Origin of the sequence: Winogradskyella sp. A3E31 (assembly GCF_046720935.1) — a bacterium.
In the GTDB taxonomy this organism is placed as follows: domain Bacteria; phylum Bacteroidota; class Bacteroidia; order Flavobacteriales; family Flavobacteriaceae; genus Winogradskyella.
The window spans coordinates 15718-33005 of sequence record NZ_JBHNWH010000008.1 but is presented as its reverse complement, the minus strand read 5'-3'; the positions used below and the strand labels follow the sequence as shown (position 1 = coordinate 33005).

Here is a 17288-nt window from a genome sequence, read left to right as displayed (position 1 = left end):
CTTCTCACTTCTCACTTCTCACTTCTCACTTCTCACTTCTCACTTCTCACTTCTCACTTCTCACTAACCCTCATACTTCTCCGCCAATTCAAACCATCGCGCCTCTTTTTCGTCAATGGTATCAAGAATCACCTGTAGTTCCTCTGATAGTTTGTTGATGTCCTCTTGTTCCAAATCAGGGTTAAGAAACTTGGCTTCTAAGGCTTTTTTGTCCAACTCTAAGGAACGTATTTTACTTTCCAGATTCTTGTATTCTTTCTGTTCGTTGTAGCTTAATTTCTTTTTCTCGTTTTCAGATGGAGTGGTGGTGGTCTCTTTAGGGGTGTCCTGTGTAGATTTTGTAGTTTTTGGTTGGCTATCTTCATAGGCTCTAAAGTCAGAATAATTACCAGGAAAATCATCAACGACGCCATCACCCTTAAATACAAATAAATGATCCACAATTTTATCCATAAAATAGCGATCGTGGGACACGACGAGCAAACAACCTGGAAAGTCTAACAAGAAACTTTCCAAAACATTTAAGGTCACAATATCTAGGTCATTGGTAGGCTCATCTAAAATCAGCACATTAGGATTTTGAATCAGAACCGTACAGAGATAGAGGCGTTTCTGTTCACCGCCACTTAGTTTTTCAACATAATCATACTGTTTTTTACGGCTGAATAAAAACCGCTCCAACAGTTGTTGTGCACTAATTTGGCGTCCTTTAGCCAAAGGGATATAGTCACCAAACTCTTTAATGACCTCTATCACTTTTTGCCCCGGTTTTACAGCAATACCGCCTTGGGTATAATATCCAAATTTTACAGTATCACCGATGACAATTTTACCGCCATCAGGCTGCAGATTTTCCGTTAATAGGTTTAAGAATGTCGATTTACCAGTACCATTTTTTCCAATAATGCCCACACGTTCCCCTTTTTTAAAGGTGTAGTCAAAGCCGTCTAAAATGGTGGTGTCTTTAAAGGATTTAGAGACATTATGGAACTCAATAATCTTACTGCCCAGACGCTCCATGTTAATCTCAAGTTGGACTTCGTGGTCTTTTCTGCGTTGATGCGCTTTGGCCTTAATATCGAAAAAATCATCAATACGACTTTTGGATTTTGTGGTTCTGGCCTTGGGCTGTCGGCGCATCCAATCCAATTCCTTTTTAAAGAGCTGTTTGGCCTTGTTGGTTTCAATAGCCTCATTTTCAATCCGGGCCTCGCGCTTTTCTAGGTAATAGGAGTAATTGCCTTTATAGGTATAGAGTTGCCCCTGATCTAATTCTATAATTTCTGTACACACCCGTTCTAAGAAGTAGCGATCGTGGGTCACCATAAAAAGGGTGAGCTGCCTTTCGGCAAAATAACGTTCTAACCATTCTATCATTTCAAGGTCGAGATGGTTGGTAGGCTCATCTAAAATCAAAACATCAGGATTGCTAATCAATGCCTGTGCCAGAGCTAAACGCTTTTTCTGCCCCCCAGACAAACGCCCCACTTTGGCATCCAAGTCTTCAAGCTTTAGCTGAAACAAAATTTGCTGAAACTGGGTTTCAAATTCCCAGGCGTTATGGCGTTCCATAGCCTCAAAAGCCTTTTGGTAGGCATCTGTATCTTCAGGGTGTTTAAGAGCGTTTTCATAGGCTTCAATGACCTTCAGTATGGGTAAATCCGAAGCATAGATGGATTCTTCAACGCTGAGTTTGGGGTCGAGGTCGGGTTCCTGGTCTAAAAAGGACAGGCGGATACCATTTCTCACTACCACTTGCCCACTATCCGGTGATTCTTTTCCTGCTAAGATATTTAGTATGGACGTCTTACCACTACCGTTTTTAGCCACAAAAGCCACCTTGTGGTCCTTATGGATACTGAATGAGATGTCACTGAACAATTGTAGTTCACCGTAGGATTTAGATATCTGTTCAACATTGAGGTAATTCACAGTGCTTTTTTTACAAAGAACGGAAAACTTCCAAAAAAAAAGGCAATAGTTTTGTTATTCCTGCCGTTAGCTTATATTTGTCTGTAAACCGTTTGATTCAATGACTAAATACCTTCTGGGCGTATTGGTAATCAGCCTTTTATTCTGTGTGTCTTGCATTCCTCATAAAGACGTGCTATACCTTCAAGATAAGCCTAGTAAAAATGATAGTATTCCAAAGCTGGTAGAGCAGAGTAAGCCCTATCGCATTCAAATTAATGACATCTTAAATATTCGCATTAGGGTATTAGATGCTTTGGATAACGAAATCACTAATATTTTCAACCCAACCTCCGATAGTCAGTTAGATGCCGCCTCTAACGAGCGTGCCTATTACGATGGATTTTCGGTAAGTTTACAAGGCTCAATTACCATACCGCAATTGGGAGATTTTAAAGTGGTGGGGATGACGACCAAAGAGATTGAAGCCATGATTAAAAAGCGCTTGTTGGAGAAGGAATTCAATGAGTATGCCACCATTATTGTCACCGTAAGATTAGCAGGCTTACGTTATACAACCTTGGGAGAAATTGGGAATGGAGAACAGACCTTGTTTAAAGAACGTGCCAATATTTTTGAGGCCATTGCCAATGCTGGTGATATCACACAATTTGGGGATAGGACAGATGTATTGATAGTTAGGCAATATCCGTATGGTCAAGAGATTCACCATATCGACTTAACGTCTAGAGAAGTGATGTATTCTCCTTACTATTACATTCAGCCTAATGACATGATTTATGTAAAGCCTTTAAAACAGAAGTCCACAGGTATTGGGATTAATGGTATTCAAACGTTTACAACTGTTATTGGAGTGTTATCAGTCATAACAAGTACTATTTTATTAATCGATCGCATTTAACATGGCAGGATTGGACGAGGATTTGGATTTTGATGAAAGCGGGGGAGGACGTCTCACCTTCGACTTTCAAGGCTTTTTATTTAAGGTAATCCATTATTGGAAACTGATCGTCTTATGTATCGGTGTCGCTCTTGTTATTGCCTACCTCATTAATGCCCGTAAGCAAAACATTTACCGATTAAATGCACTGGTTTCTGTAGAATCAGAACAGAATCCATTTTTTACGGCCAATACCAGTATTTCTTTTAACTGGGGAGGAGTGTCGGGTAAAATAGGTAAGGTGATGACGACCTTGGCTACCCGTAGTCATAATGAGTTGGTGGTAGATTCTTTACAGTTTTACATGCAATATTTGAAACAGGGAAAATACCGTATGGAGGACATCTATACAGCCTCACCTTTTGTGGTCACTATCGATAAAACCAAAGGACAAGTTTTAGGGAAACCCATCGAAATAAAAGAGATTGATGCTCAAAGTTTTGAATTAATTTACAATTTTGAAAGTCCAGGTATTACCTGTCAACGCTATTCAGACAAAGAGGTCTATAGGGACAAGATGCCTATAGGCGAATTTCGACAGCGTTTTAAGTATGGGGAGCAGATTGCATTACCATTTCTAAATGCAAGCATTAGCAAAAGAGAAGGCAGGGGCGTTAATGCTGCAACCCAATACTTTGTGCGCTTTTCAAGTTTTGATAATGTGGTACAGGGCTTTAAAAACAGTGTCAGTACAAGTTTTTTTAGAGGCAGTTCAACGGTATTGTCATTAGCACAGGCTGGAACCAACAAGGCAAAAATTGTCGATTATTTAAACACCACAGCCACCATTTTAGCGGAGACCGAATTGCGCAATAAAAATTTATACGCCACCAATACCATAAAATTTATTGATAGCAGTTTAAATGCAGTCACGGGTAAACTCAAGGACAATACGGATGAAATGAATGCCTTTAGGCGTGCCAACCAGGTTTTTGATGTCTCTGATGAAATTGCCACGATATCCGGTCGCTTAAAAGAATTTGAACTCCAAAAAGAGGAAGAGGATATTAAAATCTCTTACCTTAATAATTTAGAAACCTATTTACAGAACAAATCCGATTATACCAACATTGCGGCACCAACATCTGTAGGTATTGATGAAGGAGGATTATTGAGTAGCATTAATACCATCACAAATTTGGCAATACAGCGCCAAAATTTAGAGCAAACCACCAGAGAAGGATCCATATTGCTTAAACAAATTGACAGTCAAATCGATGCCGAAAAGAGCGTGGCTTTTGAGTTGATTAATAACAGAAGACGGTCTATCAATTTGCAATTGGGCACTATCAATTCTAGGATTGCCCAATTTGAAGCCCAATTGGCAGAGTTGCCGGAGGAACAACAAGAGTTTTTAAGGATCCAACGTAAACTGGATATCAATCAGGACTCTTATAATGTGTATCTGTCAAAACGTTCTGAGGCAGCCATAGTAAAGGCAGCTAATGTCTCAGATATCAATATTATTGATGCCGCTAAGGATATTGGCGGAGGACTTATCGGTCCAAACCGCTCACTCAACTATATGATGGCTCTAATGGTGGGCTTTTTTGTACCCATGTTCATCATATTTGTCCGCTTTTTACTGGACAATACCATCCACGGTTCGGATGAGGTAGAGCGCCTATCACGTATCCCCATTATTGGTCTGGTGGGCAAGTACAATTACAAAAACAATTTAGTGGCTTTTGAAAAGCCAAAGTCAGCCGTATCCGAATCCTTTAGGGCCATACGTTCTAGCTTGCAATTTATTTATAAAAAGCAAGGGCCGACCGATTTAGGAAAAACCCTAATGATTACCTCTTCCGTCAGCGGAGAAGGAAAGACCTTTTGCTCTATCAATATTGCATCCGTGTACGCCCTTTCGGGTAAAAAGACCATTATTTTAGGTCTCGACTTACGGAAACCAAAGATTTTTGGGGATTTTAATATGAAGAACGATTTGGGTGTGGTCAACTATCTGATTGGGGACAACAGCCTCGACGAGATTAGGACCACGACACATATTCCTAATCTGGATGTGATTCCTTCGGGTCCTATTCCTCCAAACCCATCAGAACTGTTGATGGAAGATCGTATGAAAGCATTAATGCAAGAATTGCGCAAGGAATATGACATTATTGTCTTGGACACTCCTCCATTGGGCTTGGTAACGGATGCTTTAGAGCTGACCCAATATGCAGATGCCACGATATTTCTCATTCGTTTGGACTATACCAAAAAAGGCATGTTAGGGCTGGTCAATTCCAAATGGCGTAAAGGGGAATTAAAGAACGTCCACTTTTTACTGAACTTCTACAAGCATAAGAGCAACCATAATTATGGCTACGGTTATGGCTATGGTTACGGCTATGGCTACGGTTATGGAGCTTATGGCAATGCCTATCACGAAAATGATAAAAATTCTATACTTTCTAAAGTCAAACGATTTATTAAGCGCCTGTAATGAGAGAAACCAACCAACCAACTATTGCAATTATTGGTTTAGGCTATGTGGGATTGCCGCTAGCTGTGGAATTTGCCAAACAATACAAAGTACTGGGTTATGATATCAAAGATGACCGCGTAGAAGCTTTAAAATCAGGTGTTGATGAGACCTTAGAAGTTGGTGATAAAGACTTAAAAGCTGTTTTAAAAGAAGAAGGCAGCATAGGACTGTCTTTGGCTTCTCATCCAGAGCTACTGAAAGAGGCAGATATTTACATTGTCACGGTGCCCACACCAACGGATGACTTAAACAAACCCATTTTAGACCCCTTGGTGCAGAGCAGTACCACGGTAGGGCAGTATCTCAAACCGGGTAATATTGTGATTTACGAATCTACCGTTTATCCCGGAGTGACGGAAGATCTCTGTGTGCCTATTTTAGAGCGAGAATCACAATTAACATTCAATACCGATTTTTTTGTGGGCTATTCCCCTGAGCGGATTAATCCAGGCGATAAAACCCACACCATCACTAAGATACTAAAAGTCACCTCAGGCTCAACTCCTGAGGTCGCACAACGCATAGATCAATTATACCAATCCATTATAGAAGCAGGCACCTATTTGGCACCGTCCATCAAGGTGGCGGAAGCAGCAAAGGTCATTGAGAATTCCCAACGAGATATCAACATTGCTTTTGTCAATGAGCTGTCTAAAATATTTAGAGTATTAAATATCGATACCAAGGAAGTGTTGAAGGCCGCGGGTACCAAATGGAACTTTATCAATTTCACACCGGGACTGGTCGGTGGACATTGTATAGGGGTAGATCCCTATTATCTCGCTCAAAAAGCCATAGAATCTGGCTACGACCCTGAGATTATTTTGGCAGGGCGTAAAATGAATGACAGTATGGGAGCCTATGTAGCCCAGGAAACGGTGAAGTTGATGATTGGTAAGGGTACGGCTATTAAAGATTCTAAAGTCTTGATTTTAGGTATTGCCTTTAAGGAAAATTGTCCGGACATCCGTAACTCCAGGGTCATTGATATTATTAAAGAATTAAAATCCTATAATGTCGCTGTGGACATTTGTGATCCTTGGGCTTCCGAAAAAGACGTAAAGACTGAGTACGATTTACAATTATTATCCAATTGTAAGGATCTTAACAGGGTGTACGATGCCATCATCGTAGCCGTTGGGCACAATGAGTTTAAGACTCTTGATTTGTCACCACTGAAAACAGCACAGACCGTTATTTTTGATGTTAAGGGTATATTGCCTGTAGCTGAGGTGGATGCTCGGTTGTAATTGTCGTGTTGTCAAAACCAAATAGTTTTGTCATTTATACCTTATTGTCATTCCCGTGAAAACGGGAATCTATTTTAATTATTTGTTTACATCACCATGCTATTTAATGGAAATAAACAATTAAGCACAAGCAATAATCCTGAGTTAAAATCATTAATACATTACCTACCAAAGCTCTTCCCTTCAGATGAAGGGAAGTGGTTTCACGACAGTGAAAGCGATGGGTTTGAAAAAACTAGATTAGGTGTGATATATCGAGCGGGAAAACACAGTGAAAGCGAAGGGTTTGACCTTAAGATTTTTCTTCTTTAAAACACTCAGTAATCCCTTGCAATACAGATCTCATATGGTCAAAAACCATCTTATTCTCAAAGCGAAGCACTTTATAACCTAAATTTTCAAGATATGCTGTTCTTTTTAGGTCATAATCTTGAGCTATAGGATTGTTATGAACATCACCGTCTAACTCAACAATTAACTTTTCAGAAGCACAATAAAAATCAACGATATAATTACCGATACTATGTTGTCTATTAAATCGCCTTCCTTTGAGTTGTCTAGATTTAAGTTCTGTCCATAATTTAGCTTCTGCTGGTGTCAGATTATGACGAAGCTCTTTTTTCAAATCTTTTAAGTGCTGACGATTATGAAGTTTTTGTTGGCTCACAGTTTAAATGTAGCGTTTACTAATAAATAGTCAAACTCCCCGTCTTCGGCTATTGCCGAATCCACCCCTCTTTATCTAAAGCGGGGAGCTTTTGTTTGTTCTTAATTTTGTATTAGGTGTTCAACGTTTAATGATGGTTATTTAAGGGTAAATGTCTTAAAAAATGTACAATAAATAGATAGTTTATTTACATCACCATATTATTCAATGGATGTAAACAATTAAGTACAAGGAATATTCCTGAGTTAAGATTATTAATGTATTACCTACTAAAGCTCTTCCCTTTAGATAAAGGGCGACCAAACGTAAAAAATACATCTAGTAGATGTATTTAGTGCAGGTGCGAGACGGCGGGCAGGAAAACATAGTGAAAGCGATGGGTTTGAAATAATAGTGCTAATTTTACCCTATAATGTCTGTCACAGATCAAGAAAGAATAACTAAGAATGTTTGAAGATAAAATAAAAAACCACGCTTATCTAGTTACTGGAGGAGCAGGCTTCATTGGGAGCAATTTGGTAGAATACTTGTTAGAAAATACTGCCAAAAAAGTAAGGGTCTTAGACAACCTCTCAAACGGCTACTACTCAAATATAGAACGTTTTACAAACCACCCGAATTTCGAATTTATAGAAGGAGATATCCGAGACCTAGACACCTGTAGAGCCGCTGTAAAGGATATGGACTATGTCAGTCACCAAGCGGCGTTGGGATCTGTACCACGATCTATCAAAGATCCTATAACCTCAAATGCCGTTAATGTCTCGGGGTTTTTAAATATGCTGGTGGCGGTTAAGGACAGTAGTACCATAAAACGCATGGTCTATGCAGCTTCAAGCTCTACCTATGGAGACAGTACAACCTTACCAAAAGTTGAGGAGAACATTGGGAAGCCCTTATCTCCGTACGCTGTGACTAAACTCGTCAATGAATTGTATGCTGATGTGTTTGCCAAGACCTATGGCATGGACACTATTGGTCTGCGGTATTTCAATGTCTATGGCCCGTATCAAAGTCCAAATGGTGCTTATGCAGCCGTGATTCCCTTATTTATGCAAGCGTTAAAGGATGATAGGTCTCCAAACATTCATGGAGATGGTGAACAAACGCGTGACTTTACCTATGTAGCTAATGCAGTTCAGGCGAATATCAAAGCATTCTTTGCTAATGATAAGGCGAGTAATGAAGTCTTTAATGTGGCCTGTGGAGAACGTATTTCTGTCAACCAATTGTGGGAAGGCCTAAAATTGGCGGCAAACAGTGATCTTAAACCCAGGTATGTAGCACCTCGACAAGGGGATGTGCGTGATTCACTGGCGGATATCTCAAAGGCTAAAAGTTTATTAAGTTATGAGCCTGTGGTCAAAGTAGAAGAAGGCCTTCAATTAACATGGGATTGGTTTTCTAAATAGTTTTCCTGCGAAAGCAGGAATCTCATTTTTTTTTACTCCACAACATGGTAGTTTCGACCTACCGTGTCACTCCTACATGTCACCTTGAGCGCAGGCGAAATGTATTAAAAGAATTATGCCATCATTCCATACCCCCTTTAGCATTCTCGCCCTCCTTGTCATCCCCGCGTAGGCGGGAATCTAATTTTAAAAACCTATAACTACCACTCAGAGTCCTGTCCACTATCGGTCACGACAAATATCAAAAGAAAGCTCCCCGCTTTAGACAAAGAGGGGTGTCTGTGGCAGAACCACAGACGGGGAGTTTGAAAAAAATCTTATTTATGAGAGGCATTGTAAAGACCGAAGAATCTATAACGTATTATAAACCTTAAAACCTCACCAAAAACCGAAAAGCCGCTACTCTTAAAAAAGAATAACGACCCTCCGATAAGTACTTAAAAAAGCACAATAACTTAGCCAACAAGAGCAATGCTCATAGCATTGTCACTAGCCAGTTCATAAAAAGAACCATTGATGTCCTGATAGAAAATAATGCCCAAAGCAACCACAACACCAACAGTAGCTGGTAGTGCTGCTGTAAACCCAAGATCGGCAACCAAGGTGGTGTCACTACCAACAAGACCACCCAATGGAATTTCAGAACTAAAACTGATGGCACTCACTTCGTTCTCATTAGGTTCAACAGGTTCATAGGATTTTAATGCATTATCATACGAAAAATCGCTCAGAACACTACAGGCTAATACCAATCTAAAGTGACTGGCACCTTCAGGTGGATGTAGATAATCCGAAGTGTTAAAATCAGGAATCGTCCAGGTGGCAATACTGCGATTAGCATCCAGACTCGGAACACTATAAGGGGCATAAAAAACGGTTTCTAAGGATAGACCTTTATTAAATTCAAAGCCCTCTAAAAATCCTTTGTTGGGTAAAATACTAAACTCGCGTTTACCACGGACTCCAGCACCATTGGCATTAATCCGTTTCATAACAGCAGTTAAACGACCGGTAACGGTTCGATCACTCATAATACTAACAATACTGGCAAAACCGTGCCGTAGAGATTTACCGACTTTTGCACTGCCACCAAACTCACTCATGTTCTCTCGAGTACGTTTAAAATTTGCTTCTTTAAGGATACGATCCTTGTTGATAGCACTCTTTGTTTTAACGATGGACTGTCCACCGCTTCTGTAAAAGGTCAACCCACCCAGGGTGCCTTCCAGATCAATATAGCTTCTATTTTTAGCCATAATAAATTGATTTTTAGGTAACACAATGTGTTACTGATGAAACAATAATTAAAATACAAAGGCCTTTGTATGGGATAGTGCTTGTAAGAAATATCGGTATATAGATATACTCAATACACCAGTGATTTAGTCGTTGCCTTTAAGTTAAATATGTGTTAAATCGATGATTGCCATTCTCACTAAACCTGTCATTCCCGCGCTTTGTGCTACCGAAGTTTTAACGAAGGAGTAAGGCGGGAATTTGCCTTATAAATACCCCAAATGTCATTCAGAAGGAATCCCAATAGCTATCGGGATAACTGAAGAATCTAACAGTCTAACAATCTAAAAATCTAAGGATCTAACAATCTAACCCATCTAAAAATCCAACCCCCAATTGTTCAAACCCTAGTTAATAACTTCATAGTAAGGAGCTGCCATAAACTTTAATCATTTAAAGGCATTCTGTATATTAGCACTTAACTAAATCTATTGGATTGAACCCATCAAAAGACACCCCTTGGTTATACACCATTTCTGCTAAGCGCAAGCTCATAGATTTTAACTTCAAGGAAATCTGGAGGTATCGTGATTTACTGATGCTCTTTGTTAAACGTGATGTGGTGACGGTGTATAAACAGACGATTCTAGGCCCTTTATGGTACCTCATTCAGCCCCTCTTTACAGCATTGACCTTTACCATTATTTTTAATAAAGTGGCCAATATAGAAACAGGAACAGTCCCCCCTTTTCTATTTAACTTGGCAGGGATTTCAATATGGAATTATTTCAAATCCTGTTTAACATCGACCTCTACTACGTTTAATAAAAACGCTGGGATGTTTTCTAAAGTCTATTTTCCAAGATTGATAAGCCCATTGTCCTCGGTCATATCCAACTTAATGCGTTTTGGAATACAGTTATTGATATTTCTTGTATTCTTCGCATACTATTATTTCGTTAAAGAGTCACAGATTAGCTTCAGTACTACTATTTGGATATTTCCGCTATTGGTTTTGTTAATGGCATTATTAGGTTTAGGACTGGGCATGATCATTTCTGCAATGGTCACAAAATATAGGGATCTAAAGTTTCTCATCAATTTTGGGACACAATTGTTGATGTATCTATCGGCCGTCATGTACCCCTTGGCATTGATGCGGGAAAAACTACCACGTTTCGCCTGGCTGGTAGAATACAATCCACTGGCATATATTATAGAGGCGGCCCGTTATACACTCACTAACCAAGGCACTTTGTCCACTAATGGCCTATTAATGACCGCAGGAGTTACTCTTGTTGTGTTGTTTTTTGGAATCATTATTTTTAATAAAACGGAAAAAACATTTATAGATACCATCTAGAAAAATGAAGAGCTTTGACCATTTTATTATTACGCGTTTTAACATTAAAAATAAGGGTTGGCTTAGCGACAAATACGGACAGAATGTTAATGATCAAAAATGGTTAACTGAGCGTTACGAATTATTTATGATGTATTGTTACCCATCTGTATTAAAACAAAGTTGTAAGGATTTTACGTGGTTGGTGTTTTTTGATATGAATACACCCTTAAAGTTTAAAGAAAAAAACAAGGATATAAATAACAGCTTACCACAGTTTAATGCTATTTATGTGGAAGATTATTCCGATTTCGAAAATAAACTTCCTGAAGAAATTAAGACTAGAGCAGAATCTGAATATATAATTACCAGCCGTTTTGATAATGACGACTGTTATCATGTTGATACAGTCAAAACCATTCAAAAGCATTTTAAACCACAACCAAATACAATTATAGATTTAGAAAATGGGCTGACCCTAGACATTAATAAGGTGAACAGGTTATCAAGAAAAAAAGGGGTAGTATCAGGGCCGTTTGTGAGCTATATAGAGAAGATTGAAGAAGGCAAAATTATTAAAACCGCTTATAATTGTGAGCATGTCCATTGGAAAGACAGAGCGCAATTTATCCCTGTAAAACAAGGTTATTTTTGGTTGCAGATCATTCATAACCGAAATGTGTCCAATCAAATGAGCATTGACTTAATAAGCAATAAATCCTACCTAAAAGGGTTTCCGATAGATAGAATGCCAAAGTTTAATTTAAAATATTATGTGTTTGTGTTTGTATTGCAACTCGGGGTTTTCGAATTTTTTAGAACTATAAAAGCCAGTTTTAAATAATAAAATGAATCAAAATAAAATCATATTAAAAGTTGAGAACCTATCGAAGCAATACCGTTTGGGTTTGGTGGGTACTGGCACATTAGGGGATGATCTAAAGCGTTGGTGGTACCGTGTCCGAGGCAAGGAAGATCCTTTTTTAAAAGTTGGGGGTAATAACGACCGTACCTTAGAAGCCAATGAAGATTATGTATGGGCCTTGCGTGATATAGACTTTGAAGTAAAGACTGGTGAAGTTGTCGGTATTATTGGTAAAAATGGTGCTGGGAAATCCACATTATTAAAAATACTGTCACGCATCACTTTACCGACCACTGGTGAAGTAAAAACAAGAGGTAAAATAGCTTCATTGTTAGAAGTCGGTACTGGGTTTCATTCAGAATTAACGGGTTTGGAAAATATCTATCTCAATGGAGCTATTTTGGGTATGACCAAAGCAGAGATAAAAGCTAAGGAAGAAGAGATTGTTGAGTTCTCTGGTTGTAAGCTGTATATAGATACCCCAGTAAAGCGCTATTCGTCTGGGATGCGAGTCCGTTTGGCTTTTGCGGTGGCAGCTTTTTTGGAGCCCGATATTTTGGTGATTGATGAAGTTTTGGCTGTGGGAGATGCGGAATTTCAAAGAAAGGCAATAGGGAAGATGCAAGACATTTCTAACCAAGAGGGACGTACGGTCTTGTTTGTAAGCCACAATATGGCCTCTGTTAAAACCTTGTGTACCCGAGCCATAGTCTTGGAACATGGACGTATTGTCTTTTCTGGTGGTACGGATGAAGCTGTAAGCTACTATTTAAAAGGGAGTGCCGAAGTTGATAATATTAAACAATTTGATGAAGAAGACTACAATACGCCAAACTTTAGGTTAAAAGGCATATCTGTTGCAAACACAGGGAAAAAGATAATCGACCCTATTCTAGAAGACGAAGAGATTCAAATTGTTACAGAAATAGACTTAAAGTCTAACTCCCCAGAGCGATACCATATTACGTACCACCTTATCAACGAGTTGGGAGATGCATTATTTTCGTTCTCAAGCCGTAAAGGAGGAATTGATCTTAATAAGGGGCCTAATGAATTATGTTGTACCATTCCGGCATCGTTTTTACAGTCGGGGCAATATTTTTTATCCTTTTACCTCATTGTAGACCAACGTAAAGCTGAGTTTATGGAAAAGGATATTATTAGTTTTACAATTGTGGATGCAGAACGGACTATTGGCGCCTATATGGGTCGAGAACCAGGCTATATTAAACCACGTTTTAATTGGACGAGACAATGATTAATGTCACCAAAACGTTTTTACCACCACAAGAAGAATACAACGCTATTCTAAAACGAGCGTGGGACACCGGTTGGATGACCAACCGTGGGGTATTGGTCAAGGAGCTGGAACAAAAACTACAGAACTATTTAAAAAGCAGACCGCTCATTGCCATGACCAATGGTACTTTACCGTTGCAAATAGCCATAAAAGCATTAGGGCTAAACGGGGAGATTATTACCACACCATTTTCATATGTAGCAACAACGAGTTCTATTGTATGGGAGGGCTGTACCCCGGTTTTTGTAGATATACATCCAGAGTATTTAACTATTGATGAGACTCAAATCGAAGCTGCAATCACGGATAAGACCTCTGCTATTTTAGCGACGCATGTGTTTGGTAATCCCTGCGAGGTGGAGGCTATTGATAAAATTGCAAAAAAACACAGTTTAAAGGTCATCTACGATGCTGCACATTGTTTTGGGGTAGAGTACAAAGGCCAGTCTATTTTTAATTTTGGGGATGTGAGTACCTGTAGCTTCCATGCCACCAAACTATTCCATACAGGTGAAGGAGGAGCATTGTTTTGCAATGATGATAGATATAAACAAATGTACCTTCATCATAATTTTGGACATGACGGTGAAGATGTTTTTGAAGGCATAGGAATAAATGCTAAAATGTCTGAACCTCAATCTGCTATGGGTTTATCGGTTCTCAAGTACCAAAAAAAAATAATAGATGATAGAAAGCGAATTACAGAAAATTATGGCAGCCATTTTTGCAATTTTAAAAGCATTCAAATTATATGCTTAAGGCCAGGAACTGATTGGAACTATTCGTATTACCCGATTATCTTTAAAACAGAAGAACTACTTTTAAAGGTAAAGGATAGATTAAATAGCCAACAAATTTATCCTCGAAGATATTTCTACCCTTCTTTAAATTTAATGGGTTATGTAAACGATTTTAAGTGTCCTATATCTGAGTCAATAGCAAAGCGTATTTTATGTTTGCCTTTATATTATAATCTCAAAGAAAAGGATCAAAACAATATATCTGCTATTATTAAAAAGGCTATTAATGACTGAAGCAAATGAATCTTTTTTTATTCTGTCGAACCCAAGAAGCGGATCTACATTGTTACGTATAATTCTTCAGTCACACCCAAATATTACAGTACCGCCAGAGTGCGGTTTTCTTCAATGGTGGCATTTAAAATATAAGAACTGGAGTCAATTAGATGCTGTTAATAGGTTAGAAGTAGAGAAATTTTGTAAAGACTTGGCATCTTCAAAAAAAATAGAGACTTACAATCTAGATTTTAATTTATTAAAAGAAAATATAAACGAGCAATTGCCTGAAAATTACTCCGATCTAATGGCTTTAGTATATAAAACTTATGGGGTACAACAACATAAAGATGTAAAAGTTTGGGGAGACAAGAACAACTACTATATAAAGCATATAGACCTAATAAAACAATTATATCCTCATACAAAATATATTCATTTGGTCAGAGATGGTAGGGATGTGGCTGTATCATATTTTAAGCTTAAAAAGATTAAAACAGAAAGTCCCTACAAACCAGTTCTTCATTCTAAAATTGATGATATTGCAAGGGAGTGGGATTACAACAATCAAAATATACTTAATTCACTCTCTACTATAAAAAATGAGAATAAATTAACTGTGCTATATGAAGATTTAGTATCTAATTTAGAACAAGAATGTATAAGGTTATCAAAGTTTCTAGGCGTAGAATTTAATGCTAAAATGTTAGATTACTATATAATAAACAATGAAAAGGAGTTAGAGCCAAAGCTTACATTAGACTGGAAAATGAAAACTTTAATGCCGCCAGATATAAATTTAATTGGGCAGTATAAAATGTATTTTTCAGATAAAGAAATTAATAGCTTTAATGCCATAGCCAACAAAAGCTTATTAAGTTTCAATTATGTCTAAAAGCACTAAGCCTTTATTAAGTGTACGCTTAATGACATTTAATCATGAGCCTTTTATTGTTAAGGCTCTGAAGGGTGTTGATATGCAAAAGACTAATTTTGATTTTGAAGTGGTAATAGGTGATGATTTTTCTACTGATAATACGCTTAAACTCATAAAAGCCTATAAATTTAATAACTTAAATGTATCTGTTAATATATTAAACAGAGAAATAGGAGGTGATTATTACAGAAAGCGAAAAAAAAATGGACGGCTTTATAATTTTTATGATATTCTTAAAAATTGCCAAGGAAAGTATGTTGCCTTGTTAGATGGTGATGATTACTGGTCAGATTCTAATAAGCTACAAAAGCAAATTGATTTTTTAGAAGCAAATAGAGATTACTCTATTTGTTGGACAGGATATAAAATTTTAAGGGAGAATAAAATAATTAACCCAATTTGGTATAATGACAGAAAAGCTGAAGCCTTATGGGATATTAGCTTTGACAATTTCAGTTCGCCATATTGCACTATGACACTTACAACAGTGTTTGAAAAAAAATCTATAGCGCAGTGGTTATCAAATTTTTTAAATTTTCGTTTTTTTAAGGATAATACATTGTATTTTTTATGTTTAAACTCTGGTAAAGGAATGTTTTTGAATTGTAATACTTCAGTATATAGACAACATCCAGATAGTGTTTACGCCCTACAACCTGACTATAATAAAGCATACTCTAACTATACAAATTATGAAGAATTACTGATAAAGTTTCCAAAGGCTAGGGAGTACAACATAATTACAAAGCGTAACAATTGGAAAAACCAATTTTTACGAGAACTTTATAAAAGACCCATTCCTAAAGTAAAAAAATGGGCTATCCGTTTTAAATTAGAAGCCTATTTTAAATGGCTAGCTATAAAAGCAAAATTGTGATAACATCCCTTGAAAATACTGACAAAAAAGGTGTATCTATTGTAATAGTGACTTACAATGGAGTAGGGCGTTTACAACCGACCTTAGTACATATTGCTGACCAAAAACATATCGATTTTCCCTGTGAACTATTGCTTATTGATAATAACAGTACTGATGGCACGTCTAGCTTTGTTAAGGAGACCTGGGAAACCTTAGGAGCACCATTAGCACTTAGGATTGAAGTTGAGAAACAGTCAGGGACAATGTTTGCCAGGCAACGAGGGATAGACTCTTCCAATTATCGATATATGGTGTTTTGTGATGACGATAATTTATTAAATCCAAACTACATACGGCAAGCATACGACAGAATTAAAAGCAATGAAAAAATTGCTGCAGTTGGTGGCCAAGGCATTATAGAGTATAATGGAAGTTCAGCCTCAAAATGGATGACTCCAGCCTTTGAGCGCAATTATGGATGCGGCCCTCAAGGCAAGTCAGATGGTGATACAACCTACGATAAGGGCTGCTTATATACCGCTGGAGCCATTTTGGACCGTCAGTGGTTGTCTAAACTTTACAGTGCTGGCTTTAGGTCCGTACTTAAAGGTCGAGACAGTAAATCTTTGGTTGCTGGAGAAGATACGGAATTGACTATGGCCTTAAAATTAATTGGAGCTGAACTTCACTATTATTCAGAGTTGAGTTTTAAGCATGTGATGACCCCACAACGCATAACTTGGGCTTACCTAAAGCGGTTGCACGAGGGGTTTGGCTACTCTAACCACATACTTTCCCCATATAAACATGTGATGCATAATAAGAGACCAAGCAGAAAACAGCAATTATTAAAAACCGTAAAAGACATCTGTGCTTTGGAGTTGTCCTTATGTTTTAAAACAAACAAGGAGGGTAATGTAGAGGTATTGCATTTACAATCTCTAAAGGGACGCTTAAGAGCCATGCTTTTTGGACAAGCAAAATACAGGGAGTCGCTAAGTATTGCAAAAAAGCTAAGTAAAAACCATTTAAAATAGGCTTTTG

Annotated in this window: 14 protein-coding genes; 11 read left to right on the top strand and 3 right to left on the bottom strand. The window is 38.0% G+C overall.

Translation table 11 applies throughout. From position 1 onward, the window contains the following. Positions 1-63: 63 nt before the first annotated feature. Complete coding sequence (locus ACFEMA_RS10925) at positions 64-1932, bottom strand: ABC-F family ATP-binding cassette domain-containing protein (protein WP_411768239.1); 1869 nt, start codon at positions 1930-1932, stop codon at positions 64-66. A gap of 100 nt (positions 1933-2032) precedes the next feature. Between ACFEMA_RS10925 and ACFEMA_RS10920 the strand changes: the two genes are divergently transcribed. From ACFEMA_RS10920 to ACFEMA_RS10910, 3 genes are read left to right on the top strand one after another with little or no spacing between them, the layout of a single operon-like run. Further along, positions 2033-2833, top strand: coding sequence for a polysaccharide biosynthesis/export family protein (locus ACFEMA_RS10920; RefSeq protein WP_411768238.1), 801 nt, complete (start codon positions 2033-2035; stop codon positions 2831-2833). A gap of 1 nt (position 2834) precedes the next feature. Continuing rightward, a complete protein-coding gene (locus ACFEMA_RS10915; protein ID WP_411768237.1) occupies positions 2835-5318 on the top strand; it encodes a GumC family protein in 2484 nt (827 codons plus the stop codon). Continuing rightward, the gene (locus ACFEMA_RS10910; RefSeq protein WP_411768236.1) at positions 5318-6610 is read left to right on the top strand and encodes a nucleotide sugar dehydrogenase; all 1293 of its coding nucleotides are present in this window, start codon (positions 5318-5320) and stop codon (positions 6608-6610) included. Before ACFEMA_RS10915 ends, ACFEMA_RS10910 begins: the two co-directional genes overlap by 1 nt. A gap of 292 nt (positions 6611-6902) precedes the next feature. On the opposite strand, the gene ACFEMA_RS10905 is transcribed toward ACFEMA_RS10910, so the two are convergent. Beyond that, a complete protein-coding gene (locus tag ACFEMA_RS10905; protein ID WP_411768235.1) occupies positions 6903-7277 on the bottom strand; it encodes an endonuclease domain-containing protein in 375 nt (124 codons plus the stop codon). Positions 7278-7723: 446 nt separating this feature from the next. On the opposite strand from ACFEMA_RS10905, the gene ACFEMA_RS10900 reads away from it, so the two are divergent. Beyond that, positions 7724-8689 (top strand): SDR family oxidoreductase, encoded by a 966-nt coding sequence (locus tag ACFEMA_RS10900; RefSeq protein ID WP_411768234.1) that lies wholly within the window; start codon positions 7724-7726, stop codon positions 8687-8689. 455 nt (positions 8690-9144) lie between these two features. Here the strand turns inward: ACFEMA_RS10900 and ACFEMA_RS10895 are convergent, their stop codons facing one another. Next, a complete protein-coding gene (locus tag ACFEMA_RS10895) occupies positions 9145-9945 on the bottom strand; it encodes a hypothetical protein (protein WP_411768233.1) in 801 nt (266 codons plus the stop codon). A gap of 476 nt (positions 9946-10421) precedes the next feature. On the opposite strand from ACFEMA_RS10895, the gene ACFEMA_RS10890 reads away from it, so the two are divergent. From ACFEMA_RS10890 to ACFEMA_RS10860, 7 genes are read left to right on the top strand one after another with little or no spacing between them, the layout of a single operon-like run. Further along, on the top strand, positions 10422-11288 hold the full coding sequence (locus ACFEMA_RS10890; protein ID WP_411768232.1) for an ABC transporter permease: 867 nt from the start codon (positions 10422-10424) through the stop codon (positions 11286-11288). A 4-nt stretch (positions 11289-11292) separates the two neighbouring features. Then, complete coding sequence (locus ACFEMA_RS10885; protein ID WP_411768231.1) at positions 11293-12111, top strand: glycosyltransferase; 819 nt, start codon at positions 11293-11295, stop codon at positions 12109-12111. Positions 12112-12115: 4 nt separating this feature from the next. After that, the gene (locus ACFEMA_RS10880) at positions 12116-13390 is read left to right on the top strand and encodes a polysaccharide ABC transporter ATP-binding protein (RefSeq protein WP_411768230.1); all 1275 of its coding nucleotides are present in this window, start codon (positions 12116-12118) and stop codon (positions 13388-13390) included. Then, the gene (locus tag ACFEMA_RS10875) at positions 13387-14466 is read left to right on the top strand and encodes a DegT/DnrJ/EryC1/StrS family aminotransferase (RefSeq protein ID WP_411768429.1); all 1080 of its coding nucleotides are present in this window, start codon (positions 13387-13389) and stop codon (positions 14464-14466) included. Before ACFEMA_RS10880 ends, ACFEMA_RS10875 begins: the two co-directional genes overlap by 4 nt. Beyond that, complete coding sequence (locus ACFEMA_RS10870) at positions 14459-15343, top strand: sulfotransferase family protein (RefSeq protein ID WP_411768229.1); 885 nt, start codon at positions 14459-14461, stop codon at positions 15341-15343. Before ACFEMA_RS10875 ends, ACFEMA_RS10870 begins: the two co-directional genes overlap by 8 nt. Further along, positions 15336-16262, top strand: a complete 927-nt coding sequence (locus ACFEMA_RS10865) for a glycosyltransferase family 2 protein (protein WP_411768228.1) — start codon at positions 15336-15338, stop codon at positions 16260-16262. Before ACFEMA_RS10870 ends, ACFEMA_RS10865 begins: the two co-directional genes overlap by 8 nt. Beyond that, positions 16259-17281 (top strand): glycosyltransferase, encoded by a 1023-nt coding sequence (locus ACFEMA_RS10860; RefSeq protein WP_411768227.1) that lies wholly within the window; start codon positions 16259-16261, stop codon positions 17279-17281. Before ACFEMA_RS10865 ends, ACFEMA_RS10860 begins: the two co-directional genes overlap by 4 nt. Positions 17282-17288 lie beyond the last annotated feature (7 nt).